We start from the raw sequence: 23,460 nt of genomic DNA on the forward strand, positions 1-23,460 counted from the left end.
AAAGGGCTTCCCGATGAAGATCGACTATCTCGAATTTTCCTCGCCCGATCTGCCGGCCACGAAGGCTTTCTTCGCCCGCGCCTTCGGCTGGAGCTTCAACGATTACGGCCCGGACTATCAGGAGATGGCCGATGCCGGCCTTGCGGGCGGCATTGCCGCCGGGACGCTGGCCCCGCCGCTGGTGATCCTGAAGGCCGAGGATCTGGAGGCGGCCCTGGCCCGGGTGACCGAAGCCGGGGCAACGATCACCCGGCCGATCTTCAGCTTTCCCGGCGGCCGCCGTTTCCAGTTCCGCGAGCCGGGCGGAACCGAAATGGCCGTTTGGTCCGAACGCTAGCGCCGCGGTGGCCGCGCCTTGTAGACCGGCAGCCGCCATCCGAAGCTCATGCCCCCGGCACGCAACAGCAGCACCACCGCCGCGCAGCCGATCAACGCCCAGCCGCGCCCGGTGCCAAGCATCAGCAACAGCAGCGCCGCCACCGCCCCGCCAAAGGCGGCGGTGACGTAAAGCTCGCCCTGTTTCAGCACCAGCGGCACCTCGTTGCCGACCACGTCGCGCATCAGCCCGCCGAAGGTGCCGGTTATCACCCCCATCAGCACCGTGACCACCGGGCTGACCCCCGCCTCCAGCGCCACGCCGACCCCGGCCGGCACCGCGACCGCCAGGGCAAAGGCATCCAGCCACAGGATGGCGCGATAACGGCTCTCCAGCCGATGCGCGGTAAAGAACACCATGATCGCCGCCCCGGCGGTCAGCAGCAAAAGCTCGGGCCGCCCGACCCAGAAGACCGGCAACCGGCCCAGCACCAGGTCGCGCAAGGTGCCGCCGCCGATCCCGGTCAGCGTGGCGAAGAAGATGAAGCCGACCACATCAAGCTGCCCGCGGCTCGCCACCAGCGCGCCGGTCAGCGCAAAGACCAGCACGCTGGCGTAATCCAGCAGCGGGACCAGCGCCTCGACGTTCATCCCGAGACCCGTGCGGGCTTGAAGGGCGCCATGCCCGCCCGCGCCAGCTCATCGGCGCGCTCGTTCTCGGGATGGCCGGCATGGCCCTTGATCCATTCCCAGCGCACCTGGTGCCGGGCCTGCGCCGCGTCCAGCCGCTGCCACAGATCGGCATTCTTCACCGGCTTGCGGTCGGCGGTGCGCCAGCCGTTCTTCTTCCAGCCATGGATCCATTGCGTGACGCCGTTCTTCACATAGGCGCTGTCGGTGGTCACGGTGATCTCGCTCGGCCGGGTCAGCGCCTCCAGGGCCGAGATCGCCGCCATCAGTTCCATGCGGTTGTTGGTGGTCTCGGCCTCGCCACCCGACAGCTCGCGCTCCTTCAGCATCCGGTCCCCGTCCATGGCGCGCATCAGGACGCCCCAGCCCCCCGGGCCGGGATTGCCGCTGCAAGCCCCGTCGGTCCAGGCAAAGAGCGCATTCATGCCTCGATCCCCCTGTAGCCGGGCAGGGCGGCGATGCGGTCGAGCCAGCGCCCGATGCCGGGAAAACGCTCCATCTCGAAGCCGCCCCGGCTGCCCGCCGTATGGGTATAGCCGTAAAGGCAGATATCGGCGAGGCTGGGGGCATCGCCCACCAGCCAGTCATGCGCCGCCAGCCGGTCCTCCATCACCTGCAGCAGGACATGGCCCCGGTCGAGCAACTCGGCCATGCGCTCGGGCGTCGCCTGCGCGCGGCGATGCGGATAGACCTGCAAGGCCGCCCGCACGGCGATCACGCCCTCGTGCTGGTTCTGCTCCCAGAACATCCAGCCCAGCATGGCGGCGCGATCGAAGGCATCGCCCGGCACGAAGCGGGTGCCCTCTCCCAGCCAGCACAGGATGGCATTCGATTCCGGCAAGAGCCGCCCGTCGTCCAGCTCCAGCACCGGCGCCTTGCCGAAGGGCAGCCGCCTCGCCGCCTTGGCCGCCTCCAGCGCTTCGGTCAGGTGTTCGACATCCACGATCTCGCAATCGCGGCCCAGGAGCGCCAGCAGCAGCCGCACCTTGTAACTGTTGCCCGAGGACGGCATCGACCAGAGCTTCATCCCGACCCTTTCTCCGTTTCAAAAATACTCCGGGGGAGGCCCGCAGGGCCGGGGGCAGCGCCCCCTGCGACGGTGCCGCCCCGAAAGCCCGGCTCAGGCCTCGCGCAAGACCCGCGGCACCTTGAACTCGACATTCTCGCGCGCCGTCTCGACCATCTCGACGGTCAGGTCATAACGCGCATGAAAGGCCGCGACCACCTCGTCGACCAGCACCTCGGGGGCCGAGGCGCCGGCGGTCACGCCCACCGCACGCGCGCCCGCGATGGCCCGCCAGTCGATCTGGTCGGCCCGCATCACCAGTTGCGAATAGGCGCAGCCGGCGGCGCTGCCCACCTCGACCAGCCGGCGCGAGTTGGAACTGTTCGGCGCCCCGATCACCAGCAGCGCGTCGATCCGCCCGGCGATGGCCTTGACCGAGGCCTGCCGGTTCGTCGTCGCATAGCAGATATCCTCCTTGGCCGGGCCCCTGATGCCCGGAAACCGCGCCTGCAAGGCGGCGACGATGGCGGCGGTGTCGTCGACCGAGAGCGTGGTCTGGGTGATGAAGGCCAGTCGCCCGGGGTCGCGCGGTTCGATCCGCGCCACGTCCTCGACCGTCTCGACTAGCAGCACCTCGCCCTCGGGCAACTGCCCCATGGTGCCCAGCACCTCGGGATGGCCGGCATGGCCGATCATCACCATCTGCAAGCCCTCGGCGTGATGACGCTCGGCCTCGACATGGACCTTGCTGACCAGCGGGCAGGTGGCGTCGACGAAGACCATCTCGCGCCGCCGCGCCTCGGCCGGCACCGCCTTGGGCACGCCATGGGCCGAAAAGATCACCGGCCGGTCGGAGGGCACATCGTCCAGTTCCTCGACGAAGACCGCGCCCTTGTCGCGCAGGGAGTCCACGACGAACTTGTTATGCACGATCTCGTGGCGCACATAGACCGGCGCGCCCCATTTCTGCAGCGCCATCTCGACGATCTTGATGGCGCGGTCCACGCCGGCGCAGAATCCGCGCGGCGCGGCGAGATACAGGGTCAGGGGCGGTTTCTTGTCCATGGGCTTCACCTAACCCCGGGAAAGGCGCCTCGCAAGGGATCAGGCGCCCTCGAAGGCGGTCAGGGCGTGGACCTCGTGGCCCAGCCCCTCCAGCAGCGCCCGTCCGCCCAGCTCGGGCAGCTCGATCACGAAGGCGCAGCCCACGACCTCGGCCCCCAGCCGTCCGCAAAGCGAGATGCCGGCCGCCGCGGTGCCGCCGGTGGCCAGCAGGTCGTCGACGATCAGCACCCGCTCACCCGGTTTCAGCGCGTCGTCATGGATTTCCATCACCGCCTCGCCATATTCCAGCGCATAGGCCTGGCTGATGACGGCGCCGGGCAGCTTGCCCTTCTTGCGGATCGGCACGAAGCCTACCGAAAGCTGATGCGCCACCGCGCCGCCCAGGATGAAGCCGCGCGCCTCCAGTCCCACCACCTTGTCGATATCCTCGCCGGCATAGGCGGCCAGAAGCTGGTCCACCGCCATGCGAAAGCCGCGCGCATCGGCGAAAAGCGTGGTCACGTCGCGAAACAGGATCCCCTCATGCGGGAAATCGACGATGGTGCGGATGTAGTCGCGCACCGTGCGGCTGTCGCGGCGGCGCTTTCCGGCGGGCGTTTCCATCAGGGGCGCTCCATCTCGAAGGTCTCGGTGGTGATGGTGTAGTCCTTGTAGCCCAGCCGTGACAGCCAGCCGATCCCACGCAGGTCGAAGCGGCCGTCCTTCAGGCAGTCCTCGCGCAGGTGGATGCCGGTGACGACGCCCAGCACCATGTAGTTCGCCTCGCCCGCCAGCCGCAGGATGCGCGTGGCGCGGCATTCCAGCGCGGCGGCGGCGCCGGCGACGCGGGGGCAGTCGATGGTCTCGCATTCGGCCGCCTCGATGCCGGCCGCCTCGAATTCGTTCACCCCGGCGGACAATGCGGCGGAACTGGCGTTCACCTGATCCCTCAGCGATCCGTCGGCGATGTTGACGCAGAACACCCGCGATTGCGCGATCTGGGCCACGCTGTCCTTGGTCCCGGGCCGATCCGGCTTGGCCGAGGTCGATGCGAACATCAGCTGCGGCGGCACATAGGCGGTGAGGTTGAAGAAGGAATAGGGCGCCAGGTTGTCGCCCTGCCGGCCGCGGGTCGAGATCCAGCCGATGGGGCGCGGCGCGACGATGGCGCTCAGCGGGTTATGCGGCAGCCCGTGGCCGTCCTGGGGTCGGTAGAACATGGCGTGCCTCGCTGATCCATCCCTGATGCGGGGCCCAGAAGTGACCCCATGCGCGCGGCGCGTCAAGCATTCTCGCAGCTTCGCCCGTCCCGCCCGGCCATGGGACGGCGAAATTTGCCCTTCGGGTCCCGCAGGCGGTTTTCGCGGCCGCGCCCGCATGTTACGCGGTCCCTGCGCCGCGCCGAGACCACCCGAATCCCGACCCCAGAACCGGAGGCAGGATGTACGAACTTTGCCCCGAAACCCCCGCCGACACGCCCGAGGTCGAGGCGCTGCTGGACCTGTGCTTTGCGCCGGGACGCACGGCGCTGTCCTCCTATCGGCTGCGCGAGGGGGTTGCGCCGGTCAGGCCGCTTTGCCTGATGCTGCGCGACGATTTCGGCGCGCTGATGGGTGCGATCCGCTATTGGCCGGTGCGCGTGGGCGGGCGGCCGGTGCTGTTGCTGGGGCCGGTCGCGGTGCATCCCACGGCGCAGGGCGAGGGGCTGGGCGGCCTTCTGATGCGCGAAAGCCTGACGCGGGCGGCCGAGATGGGCTGGCAGCGGGCAATGCTGGTCGGCGATCTGCCCTATTATCAGCGCTTTGGCTTCTGGAAGCTCGAAGATGTCGAGATGCCGCCGCCCACCAATCCCGACCGGATCCTGGGGCTGGAACTGGTGCCCGATGCCTGGTCCGGCATCGCGGGCCCGGTCGAGCGAGAGACCGGCGACACTGCCGCCGGCCTGCGCGAGATGCGCCGCGAGGGCTGCACCCAGGTCGAGCCGCCCGATCACTCGGCGTAGGTGAAATCCTGCGGGTGGTTGGCCAGGCTGCCGGTCAGCGCCGCATAAAGGATGGTGCGGCCGTCGATGGTTTCGGGCCCGCCGGCCATGCCAAGCCATGTCAGCAGCTCCGCCCCCTCGCCGTCGCGCACCGAAAGCACGCCATGGGCGGTGCCGCTGCCGGGCGCGTAAAGCACCGCGAACTGGTTCGCCGCGCAGTCATGCTGCTTGCAGGCGGTCATGGCCAGGTATTCCTGGCCGCCGAAGCCGACCTTCTGGCTGGGCGAGATCACCGCGCCCTCGCGCAGCCATTCTGGCATCTGGTGCCCCTCGGCCATCTTCTCGACGGCGGCGGTCAACCCCTCGTCCTTGCCCAGGTCGGCGAGGGTCAACCCGACATCGGAGGCCGCAGCCTGGGCCCCCCCGGGCGTTTCGCCCTGCGCCGTCTCCTGCGCGGCGGCCTGGGCGGGGTCCTGCGCCGGTTGCGTCGCCGGGTCGGCCTCTTGCGCCAACCCGGCCTGCCCCAGGGCCAGGGCAGCGGTCAATGTCAGGGCCGGGATCATGCGGCGGATGCTCATTCCAGTCTTCCTTGTCCTTGTCCCGCCGCCATGCGGCAGGTTTGCATTCTTCCGTCGGAACCCCGGCGACGCCTTGCGGGTTCCCTTGCCGATGCCCAGTTCTGGCGCAGGCCAGACAACCCAGAGAAGCCGCAGGATGACCGAACAAAGCCAGATCCCCGTCCGCCAGGCCGTGCTGCCTCCGATCGACGACCCGACCGTGCATGCCGCGATCGACCGGCTGGCGCGACGCTATCTTCAGGCGGGCGGCGTGGCGATGGAGTTGCTGACCGCTGTCGGCGGCAAGGCCGAGGGGCTGATCGAACGCCTGCCGGCCCCGGTGCGCGGGCGCATGGACCGGATCACCCTGGCGGCGCTGAACCGCGCCTTCGACGCGGCATCGCGCTCGCGCGGGGTGTTGCGGGATCGCGGCGACCTGTTCAACCGCATGCTGTCGACCACCTCGGGCGCGGTGGGCGGGCTCGCGGGGATCGGCGGCGCCATGCTGGAATTGCCGGTGACGGTCACGCTGCTTTTGCGCGCGATCATGGACATTGCCGCCGAGCACGGCTTCGACCCGGTTTCGGACGAGGCGCGGCGCGAGGCGTTGCATGTCTTCGCCTCGGCCGGGCCGCTTGCCGATGACGACGGCACCGACCTGGGCCTGCTGGCGGCGCGCATGACCATCACCGGCCAGACTGTGCAGGCGCTGATCGCGCGGGTGGCGCCGCGGCTTTCCGCCTCGCTGGCGCAGAAGCTGGCGGCGCAGGCGGTGCCGGTGCTGGGCGCGCTTGCGGGGGCCTCGATCAATTACAGCTTTACCCGCTATTATCAGGAACTGGCGCGAGTGCATTTCGGCCTGCTGCGGCTGTCTCAGGAAACCGGCATCCCGCGCGAGGCGCTGGCCGAGGCGCTGGAGTTGCGCATGATCCAGCTGCGCCCGAATACCGCGGCGCGCAAGCTGTCGCGGCGCGGCTAGCCCCCCTTCGGCTATTCCCCGGGTTCGGCGGCGAGCTCCAGCACGCTGGCCGGGGCCTCCAGGTGATCGGTCCGCAAGGGGCCCGAGGGCCGGGCCAGCCGCGATTTCACCACCCAATGCAGCCGCTCCTGCGCGCGGGTGATGGCGACATAGGCCAACCGCTTCCACAGCGCGATGCCGGCTTCCGAGCGGCCCGACCACGCGGCGGCGGCGATGTCGGGGGCAAAGACCTGCACATCGGGCCATTGCGAACCCTGCGCCTTGTGGATCGTCACCGCCGCGCCATGTAGGAAAGCCGCGCCCATGCGGGCGGCAAAGGGGATGAAGGGCTCCTCGACATCCGGCATCTCGATCTTGACGATGCTGGCGGCGGAAAGCCGCGGCTCCTCGGCGCCCACGACATGCAGGCGCGAAAAGCCGGGCTTGCGCCCCGGTCCCAGATAAACCACCTGCGCGCCCTTGATCAGCCCGCGCGCCTCCAGGTCGATGCGCTTCTTGCGGTGCTTCAGGGGCAGTTCCAGCCCGTCGCAGATCAGGGGCTCGCCCGGCAGCAGCGCATCGCCCGGCGCGCCATAGGCCGAGCGGAACGCCTGGATCAGCTTGATGCGGGTGATGTTGCGCCAGACCAGGACCGGGCTTTGCGCCATCAGGTCGCTTTCCACCCGCTCGGCCCAGATCACGCGCGGATCGCTGGCTGCCGCCTCGCGGATCATGCGCTCGAAGGCGTCGAATTCCAGCCTGGGATCGGCCAGCGCATGGGCAAGGTCCAGGATCGGGCTGTCACCCTCCTGCCGGTGGATGCGGCTCAGCGTCAGCCGCTGCGAGGCGGCCAGCCGGTCGAAGACCATCTCGCCCGACTGCCCGACCGGGGCCAATTGCGCGGGATCGCCGAACAGGATCAGGATCGGGAAGATCTCGCGCAGGTCCTCGAACTGGCGCTCGTCCAGCATCGACGCCTCGTCGATCAACCCGATGTCCAGCCCCTCCTCGCGCCGTTTCCAGCCGCGGATGAAGTCCGAACCGCGCAGGCCGGCGGCGGCCAGGGCGCCGGGAATCGAGGCATGCTGGTCGTAAAAGGCCTTCGCCCGGTCCAGCGCGGCCTCGGTCAGCCCCTCCATCAGCCCGTCGACCGAGGGCCGCTCGCCCACGCCGGTCAGCCAATCGGCGATGCGCTCGTATTCCGGGTCGTAGACCGGTGTATAGAGGATGCGGTGGATCGTCGTCGCCGGCACGCCGCGCATGCGCAGCACGAAGGCCGCCTTGTTGGTGGGCGCAAGGATGGCGACGGTGCGGCGGTCCTTGCGCTTCTTGCCCTCGTAATCGCCCGAAACGATATCGACCCCGGCTGCCTTCAATGCCTTGGTCAGTTCGGCGAGCAGCAGCGTCTTGCCCGAGCCGGCCTTGCCGATCACCGCCATGACGCGGCCCTTGCCGGGCTTCGGCGGCGCGATCTCTTCCGAAACCAGGTCGATACCGGATTCTTCGAGTACGGCGGCAAGCGCGTCCCAGGCTTCGGCCTGATCGGGGGAAAGGGCGGGCAGGGTCATGAGCCCTTGTTAGCCCGCCGCGCGAGAGGCTGAAAGGCCGATCCGGTGGTGCCGCCGCGATTTGAGTATTTGGAGAACGAAGAAGGCCGACAGGGTGCCAGCCGCTTCTCTGTTCCCCAAATACTCATGCCCTGGTGCAGCATTCAGGCCCGTTCGTCCTTGGGCGAGCCCATGACGACATGGGTGGTGATGGTGGCGATCTGCGGAAAGGCGCCCAGCACCTCGGTATGAAAGCGGCGATAGGCGTCCAGATCGCGCACCTCGACGCGCAGCAGGTATTCCACCGAGCCGGTGATGTTGTGGCATTCCCGGACCTGGGGTGCCGCACGGCAGGCGCGCTCGAAAGCCTGCTGCGCCTCGTTCGAATGGCGGGCGAGGCCCACGGTGACATAGGCGGTGAAGCCCGCCGCGCGGGCGGACGGGGCGATGATGGCGCGGTAGCCCTGGATGGCGCCGCGCCGTTCGAGGTCCTGCACGCGGCGCAGGCAGGCCGAGGGCGAGAGCCCGACCTCGGCGGCGAGTTGCTGATTCGGAATGCGGCCGTTCCGCGCAAGAATGCGCAAGATTCGCGCGGAGATAATATCAATTTCGAACTCTGATTGCTTATCTATGCTGTTCATCTTCAAACTTGATCGGAAATTGCGCCTGATCCGCAATATCATTGTGGCTTCTTTCGGGAAATCCGCAATGTCGCATCAGATACTCGTGGCGCTTGTCGCCTTCGCCTTCGTCACCTCGGTCACGCCGGGGCCCAACAACCTGATGCTGATGGCCTCGGGTGCGAATTTCGGCATCCGCCGCAGCATTCCGCATCTTCTGGGCGTGGCGCTGGGATTTGGCGCCATGGTGGCGCTGTTGGGGCTGGGCGTGGACCGGCTGATCGCAGGCGCGCCGCGGCTGGCCGAGGCGTTGAAATGGATCAGCATGGCTTACGTCCTGTGGCTTGCGTGGAAGATCGCCCGTGCTGCGGCGCCCGGAACCGAAGGGGCGGCGGCGCGGCCGATGAGCTTCCTGGCCGCCTGCGCCTTTCAATGGGTGAATCCCAAGGCGTGGATGATGGCGCTGGGGGCGCTTTCGGCCTATTCGGCCGGGGTGGGCGGCACGCTAGTGGTGGCGCTGGTCTTTACTCTGGTGAACCTGCCCTCGGTCGCGCTTTGGGCGGCGATGGGGCAGGGGTTGCGCGGCGCCTTGCAGGACCCGGCGCGGCTCATGCTGTTCAACCGGGCGATGGCGGTGCTGCTGGTCGGCTCGATGCTGCCGGTCGTCACCGGGCACTGACCGCGATCAGCGTCGCGACGCCGGCGACGATCAGAGCCATCCCGCCAAGCTGGCGCGGACTGGCGCCTTCGCGGAAGACCCGGCCCGAAACCAGTTGCGCCATCACCACCTCGACCAGCGCCAGCGTACGGACATTGGCCGCCGCCGTCAGCGCGAAGCCCAGGAACCAGAACAGCGAGGCCAGCGCGCCCAGGGCGCCGGCACCCAGCGAGCCGCGCCAGTGCCGGGCGATGCCGGCCAGCGCCGGGCGGTCGAGCGTGCCCAGCCAGATCAGCATGATCGCGCTTTGCATGGCGAGGGCCAGGACCAGGACGGTCGCGGCCCGCACCGGCTCGGCGCCGAAGGGCAGGGCCAGGATCGCGCCGCGAAAGCCGATGGCCGAGAGGCCGAACAGCGCCCCCGCCGCGATGCCGAGGCCGGCCGTGCGCCAGGTGCTGCGCCGCCAGTCCGCGCCCGACATCAGCACCACGCCCAGCGTCGCCGTGGCAATCGCCGCCATGCGGGCGAGGCCCAGCGGCTCGGCCAGCAGCAAGGTGCCGATCAGCGCCAGCGTCACCGGCTCGGTCTTGATCAGCGCGGTGGTGACGCCGAAGCCGCGGCTTTCCATCGTCACCAGCATCAGCGCGGTGGCGGCGATCTGCGAGGCGGCCCCCAGCGCCGCCCAGCCCAGCACCGCCGCATCGGGCCGGGGCACCGGCACCAGCGCTGCCATGCCCGCCAGGACCAGCGCGGCGAAGGGCAGGCCGAAGAGAAATCGCACGGCAGTCGCGCCCATCGTGCCCAGTTCGGCGGTCAGCCGCCGCTGCGCCGCGTTGCGTCCGGTCTGGGCCGCGGCAGCGATCAGCGTGGCGACGATCCAACTCAAGCCCCGACCCCGCCCATCAGCCCCGGATCGCCTCCAGCATCCGCGCGACGTTTTCGGGATCGGCCTCGGGGGTGATGCCATGGCCGAGGTTGAAGATATGCGGACCCTGCGAGAAGGCCTGCACGATCCGGCGCGTTTCGGAGATGAGCTCCTCGCCGCCGCTGACCAGCAGGCGCGGGTCGAGATTGCCCTGCACGCAGCCGTCCTTTTGCACCTCGGCGGCCGCCCAGTCGGCGCTGACCGAATTGTCCAGCGCCACGCAATCGGCCCCCGTCGCGCGGGCGAAGCCGGCATAGCGCGGCCCGGCCTCGCGCGGGAAGGCGATCACCGGGATGCCGGGATGGCGGGCCTTGAGCGCGGCGATGATCCGGCGCGCGGGCTCGACCGCGAAATCGTCGAAGTCCCGGCCCTTGAGCGAACCGGCCCAGCTGTCGAACAGCTTCACCACCTCGGCCCCGGCCTCGATCTGGGCCGAGAGATAGTCGATGGTCGCCTCGGTGATCCGGTCGATCAGGGCGGCGAAGGCGGCGCGGTCCTCGGCCTTGAAGGCGTGGGCGGGGGCCTGGTCGGGGGTGCCGCGGCCGGCGACCATGTAGGTCGCGACGGTCCAGGGCGCGCCGGCAAAGCCGATCAGCGTGGTCTCGCGCGGCAGTTCGCGCGCCAGGATGCGGACGGTTTCATAGACCGGCGACAGCGTGTCGTGGATCGCGGCGGCGGGTTTCAGGGCCGCGACCCCAGCGGCGCTGGTCACGGTCGAGAGCCGCGGCCCCTCGCCGGTCACGAACCACAGGTCGAGCCCCAGCGCCTGCGGCAGCAGCAGGATGTCGGCAAAGAGAATCGCCGCGTCGAAACCATAGCGGCGGATCGGTTGCAGCGTCACCTCGGCCGCCAGGTCCGGCGTGTAACACAGCGACAAAAAGTCGCCGGCCTGGGCGCGGGTGGCGCGGTATTCCGGCAGGTAGCGGCCGGCCTGGCGCATCATCCAGACAGGCGGGACGGGCAAACGCTCGCCCTTCAGCGCGCGCAGGATGGTTTTTTCGGACATAATTCACCTCTCGCCCCTTTCATGGCGCGCGCGTCCCCGTTGTCAAGGCCGAGGGGGGGCGCTAAGCCCTGTGTCATGACCCAGATGCCCGACCCCCAGAACCCCATCCGCATCGGCACCCGAGGCTCGGCCCTGGCGCTGGCGCAGGCGCATGAAACCCGCGACCGGCTGATGGCCGCGCATGGCCTTGCCGCCGACGCCTTCCGGATCGTGGTGATCAAGACCACCGGCGACCGCGTGCTGGACCGGCCGCTGAAAGAGATCGGCGGCAAGGGCCTGTTCACCCGCGAGATCGAGGATGCGCTGCTGGCGCACGAGATCGACATCGCCGTGCATTCCATGAAGGACATGCCGACGATCCAGCCCGAGGGGTTGGTGATCGACTGCTACCTGCCGCGCGAGGATGTGCGCGACGCCTTTGTCAGCGCGCAGTTCGCGGCGATTTCCGAGCTTCCCCAAGGGGCTGTCGTCGGTTCTTCGAGCTTGCGGCGGCGGGCGCAACTGGCGGCGCGGCGGCCCGACCTGAAGCTTGTGGAGTTTCGAGGAAACGTACAGACGCGCCTGAAAAAGCTGGAAGACGGCGTTGCTGTAGCGACTTTCCTGGCCATGGCCGGGCTGACGCGGCTGGGCATGCTGCATGTCGCGCGCGGCGCGGTCGAACCCGACGAGATGCTGCCTGCCGTGGCGCAAGGCTGCATCGGGGTCGAGCGGCGCGCCGACGATGCGCGCACCGCCTCGCTACTGGCCGCGATTTCGGACCGGGACAGCGCGCTGCGGGTGACGGCCGAGCGGGCCTTCCTGGCGCGGCTCGACGGTTCCTGCCAGACGCCCATCGCCGGGCTGGCGGAACTGCTGGGTGACCGGCTGCGGTTGCGCGGCGAGATCCTGCGCCCCGACGGCAGCGAGGTCATCGCGGCCGAGCGCGTCGGTCCGGCCGCGGACGGCGCGGCCATGGGCACCGATCTGGCCGAGGAATTGCGCGGCCGGGCGCCTGCCGACTTCTTCGACTGGTCCTAAAGCGCCAGCCCCAGCGCCAGCCCCAGTCCCAGCAGAACCATTGCCCGGCGATAAAGCGCCAGCCCGCGCAGCAGATCCTGCGCCAGAGGGTCGCGGGCGCTCCCGTTCAGCCAGGGCTCGGGGCTTTCCACGCCGTGATAGCGGCGCGGACCGGACAGGCGCACATCCAGCGCGCCGGCCATGGCACCCTCGGGCCAGCCGGCATTGGGCGAGCGGTGGCGGCCTGCGTCGCGGCGCATCACCCGCCAGGACCGTCGCGATCCCGCTGCGGCCACGAACAGCAGTCCGGTCAGGCGCGAGGCCGGCAGGTTCACCAGATCGTCCAGCCGCGCCGCCACCCGCCCGAACAGCGCATGGCGCGGGCTCATATGGCCGATCATCGAATCGAGCGTGTTGATCGCCTTGTAGGCGGCGATCCCCGGCAGCCCGGCCACCGCCGCCCAGAACAGCGGCGCGACCACGCCGTCGGACGTGTTCTCGGCCAGGCTTTCCAGCGCGGCGCGGGCGATGGGCTCGGGCCGGCCGTCGTCCAGATCGCGGCCGACGATCATCGCCGCGGCCGCCCTTGCCGCCGGGATGTCGCCCGAGGCCAGGGGCTGCGCGACGGCGGCGACGTGATCGTGAAGCGAGCGGGCAGCGACCAGCGGCCAGGCCAGCACGCCCAGCACCACCGGGCCGAAGGGCAGCGGCGCCAGCGCCCATGTCAGCAGCAGCGCCGGGATCACCGCCGCGCCGACCGTCACCGCCACCGCCAGCGCGCCGCGCGCGATGCGGCTTGCGCCCCGGTTCCAGCGCCGGTCGAGCGTCGAGATGAGCCCGCCGATCCAGACCACCGGATGCGAGATGCGGCGATAAAGCGCATCGGGCCAGCCGATCAGCGCATCGACCAACAGGGCGATCAGCGCGATCACCAGCGTGTCCTGCGTCATGGCGCGACCCGGTTGACGGCCTCGACGGCCCAGCCGGCGGGGCTGCGCGACAGGATGGTCAGCGACAGCGGCGCCACCGAAAAGGACAGCGCCGCCGGGCCGACCGCCAGGGCCAGCGCGGCGCGAACGGTGCCGGCATGGGCAACGATGGCCACCGTGCCGCGCGCCCGGTCCAGGAGCGGCTGCACCCGCGCGGCCATGTCGAGAAAGCTTTCGCCACCGGGCGGGCGCTGGCGGGCCAGTTCCCCGGGCGGCAGCGGGCCGAGGTCGGGGATGGCGGCGCCGGGCTGTTCCCAGGCGCCGAAATCCTGTTCCCACAAGGCGGCGTGCCATTCGGGGGTCAGCCCCAGCGCCGCGCAGGTCTGCCGGCAGCGCAGGGCGGGACTGGACCAATGGCTCTCGGCCCTGCGCAGCGTCTCGCGCGCCCAGCCGAGCGCCGCGAGGTCACTGCAATCCGCCGCCACGTCGCGCCGCCCGGCCAGCCCGGGGTGGGCCAGCGGCGCATGGCGCAGAATCAGCAGCCGCGCGGCGGCATCGGGGGCGGGGCTCATCGGGCATCCTTGCGGCATTGCGCGGCATGGATGGCGCGGGGGCACGGGCTTGTCAACGAAGCCCCGCCCGGCGCAGGATCGATTGCAGGGGGGATGCCGTGACAGAAGGCTTGACGCAGGCCACGCTCCGGCGGCATAAGACAGTTAAATGAACACTTGTTCAATAAATGGAGGAGATCGCCGATGTTCAATGCGGGAATGCAGTTCGATCTGGGCGAGGACGTGAACGCGCTGCGCGAGACCGTGCACCGCTGGGCGCAGGAGCGGGTGAAGCCCATCGCGGCCGAGGTGGATCGCAAGAACGCATTCCCGAACGAGCTGTGGCGCGAGATGGGCGATCTGGGCCTTTTGGGCATCACCGTGTCCGAAGAACTTGGCGGCAGCGGCATGGGCTATCTGGCCCATGTCATCGCGACCGAGGAGATCGCCCGCGCCTCGGCCTCGGTCAGCCTGTCCTATGGCGCGCATTCGAATCTTTGCGTGAACCAGATCAAGCTGAACGGCACCGATGAGCAGCGGGCGAAATACCTGCCCAAGCTTTGCTCGGGCGAGCATGTCGGCGCGCTGGCCATGTCCGAGGAGGGCGCGGGCAGCGACGTGGTCGGCATGAAGCTGCGCGCCGAAAAGCGCAACGACCGCTATGTGCTGAACGGCAACAAATACTGGATCACCAACGCGCCGGACGCCCATACGCTGGTGGTCTATGCCAAGACCGATCCCGAGGCGGGCAGCAAGGGCATCACCGCCTTCATCGTCGAGCGCGGCATGAAAGGTTTCTCGACCAGCCCGCATTTCGACAAGCTGGGCATGCGCGGCTCGAACACCGGCGAGCTGATCTTCGAGGATTGCGAGGTGCCCTTCGAGAACGTGCTGGGCGCCGAGGGCAAGGGCGTGCGCGTGCTGATGTCGGGCCTCGACTACGAGCGGCTGGTGCTGTCGGGCATCGGCACCGGCATCATGGCCGCCTGCCTCGACGAGGTCATGCCCTATGTCAAGGAGCGCAAGCAGTTCGGCCAGCCCATCGGGTCGTTCCAGCTGATGCAGGGCAAGATCGCCGACATGTATGTCGCGCTGAACACGGCGCGGGCCTATGTCTACGAGGTGGCGAAGGCTTGCGATGCGGGCAAGGTCACCCGGCAGGACGCGGCGGGCGCGGTGCTTTACGCCAGCGAGCAGGCCATGGTGCAGGCGCATCAGGCGGTGCAGGCGCTGGGGGGGGCGGGTTTCCTCAACGATTCGGTGGTCAGCCGGCTGTTCCGCGATGCCAAGCTGATGGAGATCGGTGCCGGCACCAGCGAGATCCGCCGCATGCTGATCGGCCGCGAGCTTCTGGGGCTGGCCTGATGGCCGGCTTGCGGCGCGTGCTGGTCCTTGGTGCGCTGCTGGCGCTTGGCACCGGCACCGCCGTGGCGCAGCCACAGAATGGCGGGCCGGCCTTCGACGCCGCGCTTCTGGAGCGATGCCTGTCGGGGACGGAACGCGGCGACGGCCCGGTCGATGCGCGCGAGACCTGCATAGGCGCTGCCGCCGATCCCTGCATGGACAGCCAGGGCGGCTCGACGACGGTCGGCATGTCGGCCTGTCTCGGGAACGAGTTGGACTTGTGGGACGCAAGGCTGAACGAGACCTATCGCGAGGTCATGGCGCAGTCCGAGGCCACGGACGGGAACATGGCCGAACTGGGCTCGGCCGCCGAAAAGGAATCGCCGCTGCTGCGCGACATGCAGCGCAGTTGGATCGCCTTTCGCGATACCGCCTGCGGGTTCGAACGCAGCCGCTGGGGCGGCGGCACCGGCGGCGGTCCGGCCGGGCTGCATTGTGCGCTGACCCTGACCGCGCGGCAATATCTGTGGCTGGACCAGTATCGCGGCAAGGACATGTAGGCACCGGGGAGGAGAGGATGCGCAAGGCAGGACTGCTTTTCTGGCTGGCCGCGACCATGGCCGCCCCCGCCGCCTTGGCAGGCGATGCCTCGGGATTCGATCCGGTGGTGATCGACCAATGCTTGGCCGCGGCCGAAACGCAGGGCGCGCGCGCCGATTGCGCCACGGCGGGGATGGATGCCTGCCTGGATTACGCCCGGCAGAAATACACCGGCGACGACCCGGATTTCCCGATGGCGAACTGCCTCGACGCCTCGCACCAGGCATGGGAGGCGAAGCTGACCGCCGTCTATCAGGCGGCACTGGAGGGCGGCGAGGCGCAGGAGACGCTGCGCCGGGTCGAACGCAGCTGGATCGACTTCCGTGAGATCCTTTGCGAGCGGGCGCGGGAAACGGGCGGCGACCTGGCCCATGGCCGCTGCATCCGGGACGAAACGGCGCGGCAGGCGGCGCTGCTGACCTCGCTGGCGGAACCGCAATGAGCGGGGCCGCGGAAAACGGGCGCCACCAGCGGCGGCGCCCCCTTGGCGGTGACGAGGGCCTAGAACTTCATCACATAGCTGATGCCGACCACGACCGGATCGACATCGACCGTGCCGATGTTCTGGCCGTTCAGCTCGACATCGGCGCCGATGTCGATCCAGCGCAGATCGGCGCGCAGGGCCGAGCGCTCGTTGATCCAGTGATCCACGCCCAGATGCGCGGCCAGGCCCCAGCTGTTCTTGACCCGCAGATCGCTGCCGGCCAGCGGACCCTTGGCCTCGCCGTCCCAGAAGCCGGTGAAGTTCACGCCCAGGCCGACAAAGGGCTTCCAGCGCGGATGCGCGTCGAAGTGATATTGCAGCGAAACGACCGGAGGCAGGTGCTTGACCGTGCCGATCTCGGTGCCGTTCGACTTGATCGAATGCTTGAAGGGCAGGGCGCCCAGCACCTCGATGCCGATATTGTCGCGGATGAAGTATTCGAAGGTGATGCTGGGGCGCATGTTGTCGTCGATGCTGACCGGCACCGTGCCCCCCGCCAGCGTCCCGTTGTCCGATTTCGGGTTCACGTTTGCGATCCCGAAGCCGAGCGTCCAATCACCCTGCGATTGCGCAAGCGCGGGCGAAGCAAGCGCGGCGAGCGCCGCGGCAATGGCAAGCTTGTGTCTCATGGCGATCCTCTCTTCTTGTCGCATGCCCGCTCATGGCTCCTTGTCCCGGGCTTCGACGTTGATCTGGATCAAGATTTTCCCGCCTTTGGCAGGGATGCGACAAACTGGCGCAGCAGCGCCGGCACTTCGACCGAAAGGATGATGCGATGAAGCTTGGCACCTCGGCCCTGCCGTCCTCGGAGGCGTTCCGCGCCAACCGCACGGCGCATCTCGCCATGCTGGAGACGGTGCGCGAGGCGGCGCTGGCCGCGGCGTCGGGCGGCGGCCCCAAGGCTGTCGAGCGCCATGTCGCGCGCGGCAAGATGCCGCCGCGCGAACGGGTGGCGAACCTGCTCGACCCCGGCTCGCCCTTCCTGGAGATCGGCGCCACGGCGGCGCATGGCATGTATGGCGCCGCCGCGCCCTGCGCCGGGGTGATCGCCGGCATCGGCCGCGTGCATGGGCAAGAGGTGATGGTCGTGGCCAACGACGCGACCGTCAAGGGCGGCACCTATTACCCGATGACGGTGAAAAAGCACCTGCGCGCGCAGGAGATCGCCGAGGAATGCCAGCTGCCCTGCGTCTATCTGGTCGATTCGGGCGGCGCGAACCTGCCCAACCAGGACGAGGTCTTTCCCGACCGCGACCATTTCGGCCGCATCTTTTACAACCAGGCGCGGATGTCGGCCAAGGGTATCGCGCAGATCGCCGTGGTCATGGGCTCCTGCACGGCAGGCGGCGCCTATGTGCCGGCCATGTCCGACGTGACCATCATCGTCCGCAACCAGGGCACGATCTTCCTGGCCGGCCCGCCCTTGGTGCGCGCCGCCACCGGCGAGGTGGTCTCGGCCGAGGATCTGGGCGGCGGCGACGTCCACACCCGGCTTTCGGGCGTGGCCGACTACCTGGCCGAGGACGACGCCCATGCGCTGGCCCTTGCCCGCCGCGCCATCGGGAACCTCAACCGCAGCCTGCCGGCGACCGTGCAATGGCAATCCCCCGAGCCTCCGGCCCATGACCCGGAAGACATCCTGGGCATCGTCCCCGCCGACCTGAAGATCCCCTACGACATCCGCGAGGTCATCGCGCGCGTCGTGGACGGCTCGCGCTTCGACGAGTTCAAGGCCCGCTTCGGCGAGACGCTGGTGACGGGCTTCGCCCATCTCGAAGGCTGTCCCATCGGCATCGTCGCCAATAACGGCGTGATCTTCTCGGAGGCCGCGCAGAAGGGCGCGCATTTCATCGAACTCTGCTCGATGCGCGGGATCCCGCTGGTCTTCCTGCAGAACGTCACCGGCTTCATGGTCGGGCGCAAATACGAGAACGAGGGCATCGCGCGGCACGGCGCCAAGATGGTGACGGCGGTGGCGACGACCAGCGTGCCCAAGATCACCATGCTGGTCGGCGGCAGCTTCGGCGCCGGCAATTACGGCATGGCCGGCCGCGCCTACGGGCCGCGCTTCCTCTGGACCTGGCCCAATTCCCGCATTTCGGTGATGGGCGGCGAACAGGCGGCCGGCGTGCTCGCCACCGTGCGCCGCGACGGGATCGAGCGCCAGGGCGGCACCTGGACCGCCGAGGAGGAGGCCGAGTTCAAGCGTCCCACCATCGAGATGTTCGAGCGCCAGTCGCACCCGCTCTACGCCTCGGCCCGGCTCTGGGACGACGGCATCGTCGACCCCAGGAAGACCCGCGACGTGCTGGCGCTGAGCCTGCGCGCCAGCCTCAACGCGCCGGTCGAGCCGACCCGCTTCGGCATCTTCAGGATGTGACGGCCATGCGCATCTCCACCCGGCAAGGCGACATCACCCGGCTCGCCGTCGATGCCATCGTCAATGCGGCCAATCGCACGCTGCTGGGCGGCGGCGGCGTCGACGGCGCCATCCACCGCGCGGCCGGCCCGTTACTCCTCGAGGAATGCCGCACCCTGGGCGGCTGCCCCACCGGCGAGGCCCGGATCACCGGGGGCTACGACCTGCCGGCAAGATACGTCATCCACGCCGTCGGCCCGGTCTGGCAAGGCGGCATGGCGGGCGAGGACGCGCTGCTCGCCGGCGCCTACCGCCACAGCCTGCTGCTTGCGCAGGCCCACGACCTTGCCCGGATCGCCTTCCCGGCGATCTCGACCGGCATCTACGGTTTTCCGGCCGAACGTGCCGCTCGCATCGCCGTCGCGACCATCCTCGACCATGCCGCCGATATCGAGGTGATCCTGGTCGGCTTCGACGGCCCCGGCCATGCGACGCTCCGGCAAGCCGTGGAAGAGGCCCGCCGATGATTTCTTCGTTCTCCAAATACTCCACGGGGGTCCGGGGGTGTGAAACCCCCGGTGCCTCGCCCGCCACAAGAGGTGCCGGATGTTCCAGAAAATCCTGATCGCCAACCGGGGCGAGATCGCCTGCCGGGTCATCGATACCGCCCGCAAGCTGGGCGTGCGCACGGTCGCGGTCTATTCCGAAGCCGACCGCGCTGCGCGTCATGTCACCATCGCCGACGAGGCCGTTCCCATCGGCGGCCCCGCACCCAAGGACAGCTACCTGCGCGGCGATGCCATCATCCGGGCCGCGCTCGACACCGGGGCGCAGGCCATCCATCCCGGCTATGGCTTTCTCAGCGAGAACCCCGACTTCGTCGATGCGGTGACGGCCGCGGGCCTGACCTTCATCGGCCCCTCGGCCGATGCCATCCGCAAGATGGGCCTCAAGGACGCGGCCAAGGCGTTGATGGCCGAGGCGGGCGTCCCGGTCGTGCCCGGCTATCACGGCGAGAACCAGGACGCCGGCCATCTTGCGGCGCAGGCGGACAAGATCGGCTATCCCGTGCTGATCAAGGCTGTGGCCGGCGGCGGCGGCAAGGGCATGCGCCTGGTCGAGCGTGCAGGGGACTTCGCCGCCGCGCTGCAATCCGCGCAAGGCGAGGCCGCCACCGCCTTCGGCAACCCGGCCGTACTGGTCGAGAAATACATCCAGCAGCCCCGCCATATCGAGGTGCAGGTCTTCGGCGACGGCCATCGCGCCGTCCACCTGTTCGAGCGCGACTGTTCGCTGCAACGCCGCCACCAGAAGGTGATCGAGGAGGCCCCGGCGCCCGGCATGACGCCCGAGATGCGTGCCGCCATGGGCGCCGCCGCCGTCCGCGCCGCCGAGGCGATCGGCTATGCCGGCGCCGGCACCATCGAATTCATCGTCGATGGCAGCCGGGGCCTGCGCTCCGACGGCTTCTGGTTCATGGAGATGAACACCCGCCTTCAGGTCGAGCATCCGGTGACCGAACTCGTCACTGGCGTCGATCTGGTGGAATGGCAGCTGCGCGTCGCCAGCGGAGAGCCGCTGCCGGCCAGGCAGGAGGATCTGACGATCACCGGCCATGCCTTCGAGGCGCGGCTTTATGCCGAGGACGTGCCCGCGGGCTTCCTGCCCGCCACCGGCCGGCTTGCGCATCTGCGTTTTCCCGACCATGCCCGGATCGAGACCGGGGTGCGTCCCGGCGACGCGATCTCGCCCTGGTACGACCCGATGATCGCCAAGATCGTCACCCATGGCGCCACCCGCGCCATCGCGCTGCGCGCGCTGGAGGCGGCGCTGGTCGATACCGAGGTGGCGGGCTCGGTCACCAATGTCGATTTCCTGATTGCGCTGGCCCGGCACGAGGGTTTCGGCAAGGGCGAGGTCGATACCGGCCTGATCGCCCGCGACCTTCAGGCGCTGATCGCCGCTGCCGAGCCCGATCCGCGGGCCAAGGCGCTGGCGGTGCTGGGCCTTGCCGGGCTGGAGGACCCCATGGTGCGCGGCGGCATCACGCTGTGGCAGCCGCTGCGCCGTACCATCGCCTGGGAAGGCGGCGAGGCGGTGCTGGAGGTGCTCGGCCCCGGCGCCGCCCGCGTCACGCTGGACGGCAGCAGCCACGAGATCGCCTATGAAGGCGGGCGCTGGTGGGTGGATGGCAGCCCGCGCCGTTCGCGCATCGTCAACCATGCGGCCGGCACCAGCGTCTTCGGCGGCCGCTCGCTGACGCTTGCGCCGCTCGACCCGCTGGCGCGCGGCGGCGAAGAGGCGGGCGGCGGCATGACGCTTTCGCCCATGCCGGGGCTCGTCAAGGCGATCTTCGTCGAACCGGGGCAGGAGGTCGCGGCGGGCGCGCGGCTGGCGATCCTCGAGGCGATGAAGATGGAACATACGCTGACCGCCGCTCGCGACGGTCGCGTGGCCGAGGTCTTCGCCCGGGCCGGCGACCAGGTCGAGGCCGGCGCGGCGCTGATCCGGCTGGAGGAGGAAGGGGACGCATGATCCTGCACCATGTCCCCGGCTCGCGCTCGATGCGCGTCCTCTGGCTGATCGAGGAACTGGGGCTCGATTGCGAATTGCGGCTCTGGTCGCTGACCGATGGCGGCCTGCGCAGCCCCGAATTCCGCGCGCTTTCGCCCGCCGGCCGCATCCCGGCGCTCGAGGTGGACGGCCGCGCCATCTTCGAATCCGGCGCCATCGTGCAATACCTGGCCGAGCGCGAGGGCAGGCTTGCCCCAGGGCCGGGCGAGCCCGAGCGCGCCGATTTCCTGGAATGGGTCAATTTTGCCGAAACCCAGGCGAATATCCTGCAAGCCCTGAACATCCACCACATCTTCCTGCGGCCGGAAAGCGCGCGCTCGATCCCGCTGATGCGGCTCGACACGAAACGGCTTGCGGTAACCGCCCGGGCGCTGGACGATCACCTGGCGGGGCGCGGGACGCTGCTGTCCGAATTCTCGGCCGCCGATTGCATGCTGGGCTTCAACATCGAGGCGCTGTTCCGCTTTCTGGCAACTGCCGACTATCCGGCGCTGGCGGCCTATCGCGACCGCATGACGGTGCGGCCGGCCTATCGCCGCGCCCTGGCCCGCGCCGGGGGCGATGCGATCTATGAACGCGATTTCTATGAGGTGCCGGATGTCCCGGGTTGAGATCTTCGAGGTCGGGCCGCGCGACGGCCTGCAGAACGAAAAGCGCCTGATCCCGGCGGCGGAAAAGGTCGCGCTGGTCGACCTGCTGTCGCAGGCCGGCTTCCGGCGCATCGAGGTGACCAGCTTCGTGCCGCCGAAATGGGTGCCGCAGATGGCGGATGCCGCCGAGGTCATGGCCGGCATCACCCGGCACGCCGGCATCCGCTATGCGGTGCTGACCCCAAACCTCAGGGGCTACGAGGCCGCGAAGGCGGCCGGCGCGGACGAGGTGGCGATCTTCGCCTCGGCCTCGGAGGGGTTTTCCAGGGCGAACCTGAACGCGACCATCGCCGAAAGCCTGGAACGCTTCGCCCCGGTGGCCGAGGCGGCGCGGGCCGACGGCATTCCGTTGCGCGGCTATGTCTCGGTGGTGACGGATTGCCCCTTCGACGGGCCGGTGCCGCCCGCGAACGTCGCCCGGGTGACCGCCGCGCTTCGCGACATGGGTTGCTATGAGGTCAGCCTGGGCGACACCATCGGGCAGGGCCGGCCCGAGACCATCGACGCCATGCTCTCTGCCGTGCTGGAGGAACTGCCGCCCGAAAACCTCGCCGGCCATTACCACGATACCGCAGGCCGGGCGCTGGAGAATGTCGATGCAAGCCTTTCGCGCGGCTTGCGGGTCTTCGACGCCGCTGTCGGGGGGCTGGGCGGTTGCCCCTATGCACCGGGCGCGGCGGGCAATGTCGCGACCGAAAAACTTGCCGCGCATCTCGCCGCGCACGGCCACGACACCGGGCTGGACATGGCGGTGATCGAACAGGCCGCCGCCATGGCCCACACCATGAGGGCCCGCACCATGAGGGGAGGAGCATGATGGAAACGATCCGCATCGACACCGACGCCCGCGGCGTGGCGCATCTGTGGCTCGCGCGCCCCGACAAGCACAATGCGCTTTCGGCGCAGATGATCCGCGAATTGACCCGGGCGGCGCAGGCGCTCGGGGTCGATCCGGCGGTGCGCGTCGTTGTGCTGGCGGCCGAGGGGCGCAGTTTCTGCGCCGGCGGCGATCTGGGCTGGATGCAGGAGCAGATGCGCGCCGATGCGGACACCCGCCGCCAGGGCGCGCGCCAGCTTGCCATGATGCTGAACGCGCTCAACACCTTGCCCAAGCCGCTGATCGGCCGGGTGCAGGGCAATGCCTTCGGCGGCGGGATCGGCATGATCTCGGTCTGCGACGTGGCCGTGGCGGTGCCCGAGGCGCGCTTCGGCCTGACCGAGACGCGGCTGGGCCTCATCCCCGCCACCATCGGCCCCTATGTCCTGGCCCGCATGGGCGAGGATAAGGCGCGGCGCGTCTTCATGTCCGCGCGGCTGTTCGGCGCCGAGGAGGCGTTGCGGCTGAACCTGCTGGCAAGCCTTGCGGATGCCGATACGCTGGACGCCGCGGTCGAGGCCGAGGTCGTGCCCTATCTCTCCTGCGCCCCGGGCGCGGTGGCGGCGGCCAAGCGCCTGGCCCGCCGCCTCGGCCCCCCCATCGGCGAGGCCGAAATCGAGGCCAGCATCCAGGCCCTCGTCGATGTCTGGGAGGGCGACGAGGCCCCCGAGGGCATCGCCGCCTTCTTCGACAAGCGCAAACCGCGCTGGCATGTCGGCTGAGGCGCCGACCTGCGTCTTCTTCGTTCTGGAAATACTCATCGGCAGGCGTCCCGCAGCGCCTAGGTTG

At 69.4% G+C, this 23,460-nt stretch carries 28 protein-coding genes; 14 read left to right on the plus strand and 14 right to left on the minus strand.

The genetic code is table 11. From position 1 onward, the window contains the following. Nucleotides 1-13 precede the first annotated feature (13 nt). A complete protein-coding gene (locus tag QPR87_RS17545) occupies nucleotides 14-337 on the plus strand; it encodes a VOC family protein (protein WP_285050628.1) in 324 nt (107 codons plus the stop codon). On the opposite strand, the gene QPR87_RS17550 is transcribed toward QPR87_RS17545, so the two are convergent. From QPR87_RS17550 to QPR87_RS17575, 6 genes are all read right to left on the minus strand, one after another. Further along, a complete protein-coding gene (locus tag QPR87_RS17550; RefSeq protein ID WP_285050629.1) occupies nucleotides 334-966 on the minus strand; it encodes a trimeric intracellular cation channel family protein in 633 nt (210 codons plus the stop codon). The genes QPR87_RS17545 and QPR87_RS17550 overlap by 4 nt on opposite strands. Next, nucleotides 963-1,430 carry a ribonuclease HI gene (gene rnhA, locus QPR87_RS17555; RefSeq protein ID WP_011749853.1) on the minus strand — a complete coding sequence of 156 codons (468 nt, stop codon included), beginning with the start codon at nucleotides 1,428-1,430 and terminating at the stop codon, nucleotides 963-965. Before rnhA ends, QPR87_RS17550 begins: the two co-directional genes overlap by 4 nt. Continuing rightward, entirely contained in the window at nucleotides 1,427-2,032 is a 606-nt protein-coding gene (locus tag QPR87_RS17560) for a glutathione S-transferase family protein (RefSeq protein WP_285050630.1), read from the minus strand. The genes rnhA and QPR87_RS17560 overlap by 4 nt, the downstream gene beginning before the upstream one ends. A gap of 93 nt (nucleotides 2,033-2,125) precedes the next feature. Then, complete coding sequence (gene ispH, locus QPR87_RS17565) at nucleotides 2,126-3,076, minus strand: 4-hydroxy-3-methylbut-2-enyl diphosphate reductase (RefSeq protein WP_011749855.1); 951 nt, start codon at nucleotides 3,074-3,076, stop codon at nucleotides 2,126-2,128. Between the two features lie 39 nt (nucleotides 3,077-3,115). After that, nucleotides 3,116-3,679 (minus strand): adenine phosphoribosyltransferase, encoded by a 564-nt coding sequence (locus QPR87_RS17570; protein WP_104494029.1) that lies wholly within the window; start codon nucleotides 3,677-3,679, stop codon nucleotides 3,116-3,118. Then, nucleotides 3,679-4,275, minus strand: coding sequence for a flavin reductase family protein (locus tag QPR87_RS17575; protein WP_285050631.1), 597 nt, complete (start codon nucleotides 4,273-4,275; stop codon nucleotides 3,679-3,681). The genes QPR87_RS17570 and QPR87_RS17575 overlap by 1 nt, the downstream gene beginning before the upstream one ends. A 221-nt stretch (nucleotides 4,276-4,496) precedes the next feature. Here QPR87_RS17575 and QPR87_RS17580 point away from each other — a divergent pair, with 221 nt between their 5' ends. Next, entirely contained in the window at nucleotides 4,497-5,057 is a 561-nt protein-coding gene (locus QPR87_RS17580) for a GNAT family N-acetyltransferase (RefSeq protein ID WP_011749858.1), read from the plus strand. Here the strand turns inward: QPR87_RS17580 and QPR87_RS17585 are convergent. Continuing rightward, nucleotides 5,045-5,614: an Ivy family c-type lysozyme inhibitor gene (locus QPR87_RS17585; RefSeq protein WP_285050632.1), complete on the minus strand. Its 570-nt coding sequence runs from the start codon at nucleotides 5,612-5,614 to the stop codon at nucleotides 5,045-5,047. The two genes, QPR87_RS17580 and QPR87_RS17585, sit on opposite strands and share 13 nt — an antisense overlap. A 136-nt stretch (nucleotides 5,615-5,750) precedes the next feature. Between QPR87_RS17585 and QPR87_RS17590 the strand changes: the two genes are divergently transcribed. After that, nucleotides 5,751-6,572, plus strand: coding sequence for an EcsC family protein (locus QPR87_RS17590; RefSeq protein ID WP_041530376.1), 822 nt, complete (start codon nucleotides 5,751-5,753; stop codon nucleotides 6,570-6,572). Nucleotides 6,573-6,583: 11 nt separating this feature from the next. On the opposite strand, the gene QPR87_RS17595 is transcribed toward QPR87_RS17590, so the two are convergent. Then, nucleotides 6,584-8,119, minus strand: coding sequence for an ATP-dependent DNA helicase (locus QPR87_RS17595; protein ID WP_011749861.1), 1,536 nt, complete (start codon nucleotides 8,117-8,119; stop codon nucleotides 6,584-6,586). A gap of 143 nt (nucleotides 8,120-8,262) precedes the next feature. Beyond that, the gene (locus QPR87_RS17600; protein ID WP_285050633.1) at nucleotides 8,263-8,739 is read right to left on the minus strand and encodes an Lrp/AsnC family transcriptional regulator; all 477 of its coding nucleotides are present in this window, start codon (nucleotides 8,737-8,739) and stop codon (nucleotides 8,263-8,265) included. Between the two features lie 67 nt (nucleotides 8,740-8,806). Here QPR87_RS17600 and QPR87_RS17605 point away from each other — a divergent pair, with 67 nt between their 5' ends. Beyond that, nucleotides 8,807-9,397, plus strand: a complete 591-nt coding sequence (locus QPR87_RS17605; RefSeq protein ID WP_104494033.1) for a LysE family translocator — start codon at nucleotides 8,807-8,809, stop codon at nucleotides 9,395-9,397. Here QPR87_RS17605 and QPR87_RS17610 read toward each other — a convergent pair. Both QPR87_RS17610 and hemE read right to left on the minus strand, forming a co-directional pair. Then, complete coding sequence (locus QPR87_RS17610; protein WP_285050634.1) at nucleotides 9,384-10,262, minus strand: EamA family transporter; 879 nt, start codon at nucleotides 10,260-10,262, stop codon at nucleotides 9,384-9,386. The two genes, QPR87_RS17605 and QPR87_RS17610, sit on opposite strands and share 14 nt — an antisense overlap. Nucleotides 10,263-10,278: 16 nt before the next feature. After that, nucleotides 10,279-11,307, minus strand: a complete 1,029-nt coding sequence (hemE, locus tag QPR87_RS17615; RefSeq protein WP_285050635.1) for a uroporphyrinogen decarboxylase — start codon at nucleotides 11,305-11,307, stop codon at nucleotides 10,279-10,281. A gap of 75 nt (nucleotides 11,308-11,382) precedes the next feature. Here hemE and hemC point away from each other — a divergent pair, with 75 nt between their 5' ends. After that, nucleotides 11,383-12,324, plus strand: a complete 942-nt coding sequence (gene hemC, locus QPR87_RS17620; RefSeq protein WP_285050636.1) for a hydroxymethylbilane synthase — start codon at nucleotides 11,383-11,385, stop codon at nucleotides 12,322-12,324. On the opposite strand, the gene cbiB is transcribed toward hemC, so the two are convergent. Both cbiB and QPR87_RS17630 read right to left on the minus strand, forming a co-directional pair. Then, nucleotides 12,321-13,253 (minus strand): adenosylcobinamide-phosphate synthase CbiB, encoded by a 933-nt coding sequence (gene cbiB, locus QPR87_RS17625; protein WP_285050637.1) that lies wholly within the window; start codon nucleotides 13,251-13,253, stop codon nucleotides 12,321-12,323. The two genes, hemC and cbiB, sit on opposite strands and share 4 nt — an antisense overlap. Continuing rightward, nucleotides 13,250-13,804: a histidine phosphatase family protein gene (locus QPR87_RS17630; RefSeq protein ID WP_285050638.1), complete on the minus strand. Its 555-nt coding sequence runs from the start codon at nucleotides 13,802-13,804 to the stop codon at nucleotides 13,250-13,252. The genes cbiB and QPR87_RS17630 overlap by 4 nt, the downstream gene beginning before the upstream one ends. Nucleotides 13,805-13,987: 183 nt before the next feature. On the opposite strand from QPR87_RS17630, the gene QPR87_RS17635 reads away from it, so the two are divergent. Genes QPR87_RS17635 through QPR87_RS17645 form a run of 3 tightly spaced genes read left to right on the plus strand, consistent with a single transcriptional unit; the run spans nucleotide 13,988 to nucleotide 16,169 of the window. Beyond that, nucleotides 13,988-15,148 carry an isovaleryl-CoA dehydrogenase gene (locus QPR87_RS17635; RefSeq protein WP_104494039.1) on the plus strand — a complete coding sequence of 387 codons (1,161 nt, stop codon included), beginning with the start codon at nucleotides 13,988-13,990 and terminating at the stop codon, nucleotides 15,146-15,148. Beyond that, nucleotides 15,148-15,687 carry a lysozyme inhibitor LprI family protein gene (locus QPR87_RS17640; RefSeq protein WP_285050639.1) on the plus strand — a complete coding sequence of 180 codons (540 nt, stop codon included), beginning with the start codon at nucleotides 15,148-15,150 and terminating at the stop codon, nucleotides 15,685-15,687. Before QPR87_RS17635 ends, QPR87_RS17640 begins: the two co-directional genes overlap by 1 nt. Nucleotides 15,688-15,704: 17 nt before the next feature. Next, nucleotides 15,705-16,169, plus strand: a complete 465-nt coding sequence (locus QPR87_RS17645) for a lysozyme inhibitor LprI family protein (RefSeq protein ID WP_285050640.1) — start codon at nucleotides 15,705-15,707, stop codon at nucleotides 16,167-16,169. Nucleotides 16,170-16,228: 59 nt separating this feature from the next. On the opposite strand, the gene QPR87_RS17650 is transcribed toward QPR87_RS17645, so the two are convergent. Further along, on the minus strand, nucleotides 16,229-16,840 hold the full coding sequence (locus tag QPR87_RS17650) for an OmpW/AlkL family protein (protein WP_285050641.1): 612 nt from the start codon (nucleotides 16,838-16,840) through the stop codon (nucleotides 16,229-16,231). Nucleotides 16,841-16,986: 146 nt separating this feature from the next. On the opposite strand from QPR87_RS17650, the gene QPR87_RS17655 reads away from it, so the two are divergent. The 6 genes from QPR87_RS17655 (at nucleotide 16,987) to QPR87_RS17680 (ending at nucleotide 23,393) form a co-directional block, all read left to right on the plus strand. Then, on the plus strand, nucleotides 16,987-18,591 hold the full coding sequence (locus QPR87_RS17655; protein WP_285050642.1) for a carboxyl transferase domain-containing protein: 1,605 nt from the start codon (nucleotides 16,987-16,989) through the stop codon (nucleotides 18,589-18,591). Nucleotides 18,592-18,596: 5 nt separating this feature from the next. Then, entirely contained in the window at nucleotides 18,597-19,097 is a 501-nt protein-coding gene (locus QPR87_RS17660) for an O-acetyl-ADP-ribose deacetylase (RefSeq protein WP_011749874.1), read from the plus strand. Between the two features lie 79 nt (nucleotides 19,098-19,176). After that, nucleotides 19,177-21,105 (plus strand): ATP-binding protein, encoded by a 1,929-nt coding sequence (locus QPR87_RS17665; protein ID WP_285050643.1) that lies wholly within the window; start codon nucleotides 19,177-19,179, stop codon nucleotides 21,103-21,105. Continuing rightward, nucleotides 21,102-21,755: a glutathione S-transferase family protein gene (locus tag QPR87_RS17670; protein WP_011749876.1), complete on the plus strand. Its 654-nt coding sequence runs from the start codon at nucleotides 21,102-21,104 to the stop codon at nucleotides 21,753-21,755. The genes QPR87_RS17665 and QPR87_RS17670 overlap by 4 nt, the downstream gene beginning before the upstream one ends. After that, complete coding sequence (locus tag QPR87_RS17675; RefSeq protein WP_231000504.1) at nucleotides 21,742-22,611, plus strand: hydroxymethylglutaryl-CoA lyase; 870 nt, start codon at nucleotides 21,742-21,744, stop codon at nucleotides 22,609-22,611. The genes QPR87_RS17670 and QPR87_RS17675 overlap by 14 nt, the downstream gene beginning before the upstream one ends. Further along, the gene (locus QPR87_RS17680; RefSeq protein WP_285050644.1) at nucleotides 22,608-23,393 is read left to right on the plus strand and encodes a crotonase/enoyl-CoA hydratase family protein; all 786 of its coding nucleotides are present in this window, start codon (nucleotides 22,608-22,610) and stop codon (nucleotides 23,391-23,393) included. Before QPR87_RS17675 ends, QPR87_RS17680 begins: the two co-directional genes overlap by 4 nt. Nucleotides 23,394-23,460: the final 67 nt, after the last annotated feature.

The sequence above is a fragment of the Paracoccus sp. SSJ genome, assembly GCF_030234105.1.
Taxonomy (GTDB): Bacteria; Pseudomonadota; Alphaproteobacteria; order Rhodobacterales; family Rhodobacteraceae; genus Paracoccus; species Paracoccus denitrificans.

Bases quoted from the DNA above. Each gene is read 5' to 3' on its own strand.
- QPR87_RS17660 (WP_011749874.1), top strand. From the start codon at position 18,597: ATGCGCATCTCCACCCGGCAAGGCGACATCACCCGGCTCGCCGTCGAT.
- QPR87_RS17635 (WP_104494039.1), top strand. From the start codon at position 13,988: ATGTTCAATGCGGGAATGCAGTTCGATCTGGGCGAGGACGTGAACGCG.
- QPR87_RS17670 (WP_011749876.1), top strand. From the start codon at position 21,102: ATGATCCTGCACCATGTCCCCGGCTCGCGCTCGATGCGCGTCCTCTGG.
- QPR87_RS17545 (WP_285050628.1), top strand. From the start codon at position 14: ATGAAGATCGACTATCTCGAATTTTCCTCGCCCGATCTGCCGGCCACG.
- QPR87_RS17570 (WP_104494029.1), bottom strand. From the start codon at position 3,679: ATGGAAACGCCCGCCGGAAAGCGCCGCCGCGACAGCCGCACGGTGCGC.
- QPR87_RS17560 (WP_285050630.1), bottom strand. From the start codon at position 2,032: ATGAAGCTCTGGTCGATGCCGTCCTCGGGCAACAGTTACAAGGTGCGG.
- QPR87_RS17575 (WP_285050631.1), bottom strand. From the start codon at position 4,275: ATGTTCTACCGACCCCAGGACGGCCACGGGCTGCCGCATAACCCGCTG.
- ispH (WP_011749855.1), bottom strand. From the start codon at position 3,076: ATGGACAAGAAACCGCCCCTGACCCTGTATCTCGCCGCGCCGCGCGGA.
- QPR87_RS17640 (WP_285050639.1), top strand. From the start codon at position 15,148: ATGGCCGGCTTGCGGCGCGTGCTGGTCCTTGGTGCGCTGCTGGCGCTT.
- QPR87_RS17675 (WP_231000504.1), top strand. From the start codon at position 21,742: ATGTCCCGGGTTGAGATCTTCGAGGTCGGGCCGCGCGACGGCCTGCAG.
- QPR87_RS17590 (WP_041530376.1), top strand. From the start codon at position 5,751: ATGACCGAACAAAGCCAGATCCCCGTCCGCCAGGCCGTGCTGCCTCCG.
- QPR87_RS17585 (WP_285050632.1), bottom strand. From the start codon at position 5,614: ATGAGCATCCGCCGCATGATCCCGGCCCTGACATTGACCGCTGCCCTG.
- hemE (WP_285050635.1), bottom strand. From the start codon at position 11,307: ATGTCCGAAAAAACCATCCTGCGCGCGCTGAAGGGCGAGCGTTTGCCC.
- QPR87_RS17600 (WP_285050633.1), bottom strand. From the start codon at position 8,739: ATGAACAGCATAGATAAGCAATCAGAGTTCGAAATTGATATTATCTCC.
- QPR87_RS17550 (WP_285050629.1), bottom strand. From the start codon at position 966: ATGAACGTCGAGGCGCTGGTCCCGCTGCTGGATTACGCCAGCGTGCTG.
- QPR87_RS17680 (WP_285050644.1), top strand. From the start codon at position 22,608: ATGATGGAAACGATCCGCATCGACACCGACGCCCGCGGCGTGGCGCAT.
- QPR87_RS17580 (WP_011749858.1), top strand. From the start codon at position 4,497: ATGTACGAACTTTGCCCCGAAACCCCCGCCGACACGCCCGAGGTCGAG.
- QPR87_RS17630 (WP_285050638.1), bottom strand. From the start codon at position 13,804: ATGAGCCCCGCCCCCGATGCCGCCGCGCGGCTGCTGATTCTGCGCCAT.
- QPR87_RS17595 (WP_011749861.1), bottom strand. From the start codon at position 8,119: ATGACCCTGCCCGCCCTTTCCCCCGATCAGGCCGAAGCCTGGGACGCG.
- QPR87_RS17605 (WP_104494033.1), top strand. From the start codon at position 8,807: ATGTCGCATCAGATACTCGTGGCGCTTGTCGCCTTCGCCTTCGTCACC.
- QPR87_RS17650 (WP_285050641.1), bottom strand. From the start codon at position 16,840: ATGAGACACAAGCTTGCCATTGCCGCGGCGCTCGCCGCGCTTGCTTCG.
- rnhA (WP_011749853.1), bottom strand. From the start codon at position 1,430: ATGAATGCGCTCTTTGCCTGGACCGACGGGGCTTGCAGCGGCAATCCC.
- hemC (WP_285050636.1), top strand. From the start codon at position 11,383: ATGACCCAGATGCCCGACCCCCAGAACCCCATCCGCATCGGCACCCGA.
- QPR87_RS17665 (WP_285050643.1), top strand. From the start codon at position 19,177: ATGTTCCAGAAAATCCTGATCGCCAACCGGGGCGAGATCGCCTGCCGG.
- cbiB (WP_285050637.1), bottom strand. From the start codon at position 13,253: ATGACGCAGGACACGCTGGTGATCGCGCTGATCGCCCTGTTGGTCGAT.
- QPR87_RS17655 (WP_285050642.1), top strand. From the start codon at position 16,987: ATGAAGCTTGGCACCTCGGCCCTGCCGTCCTCGGAGGCGTTCCGCGCC.
- QPR87_RS17645 (WP_285050640.1), top strand. From the start codon at position 15,705: ATGCGCAAGGCAGGACTGCTTTTCTGGCTGGCCGCGACCATGGCCGCC.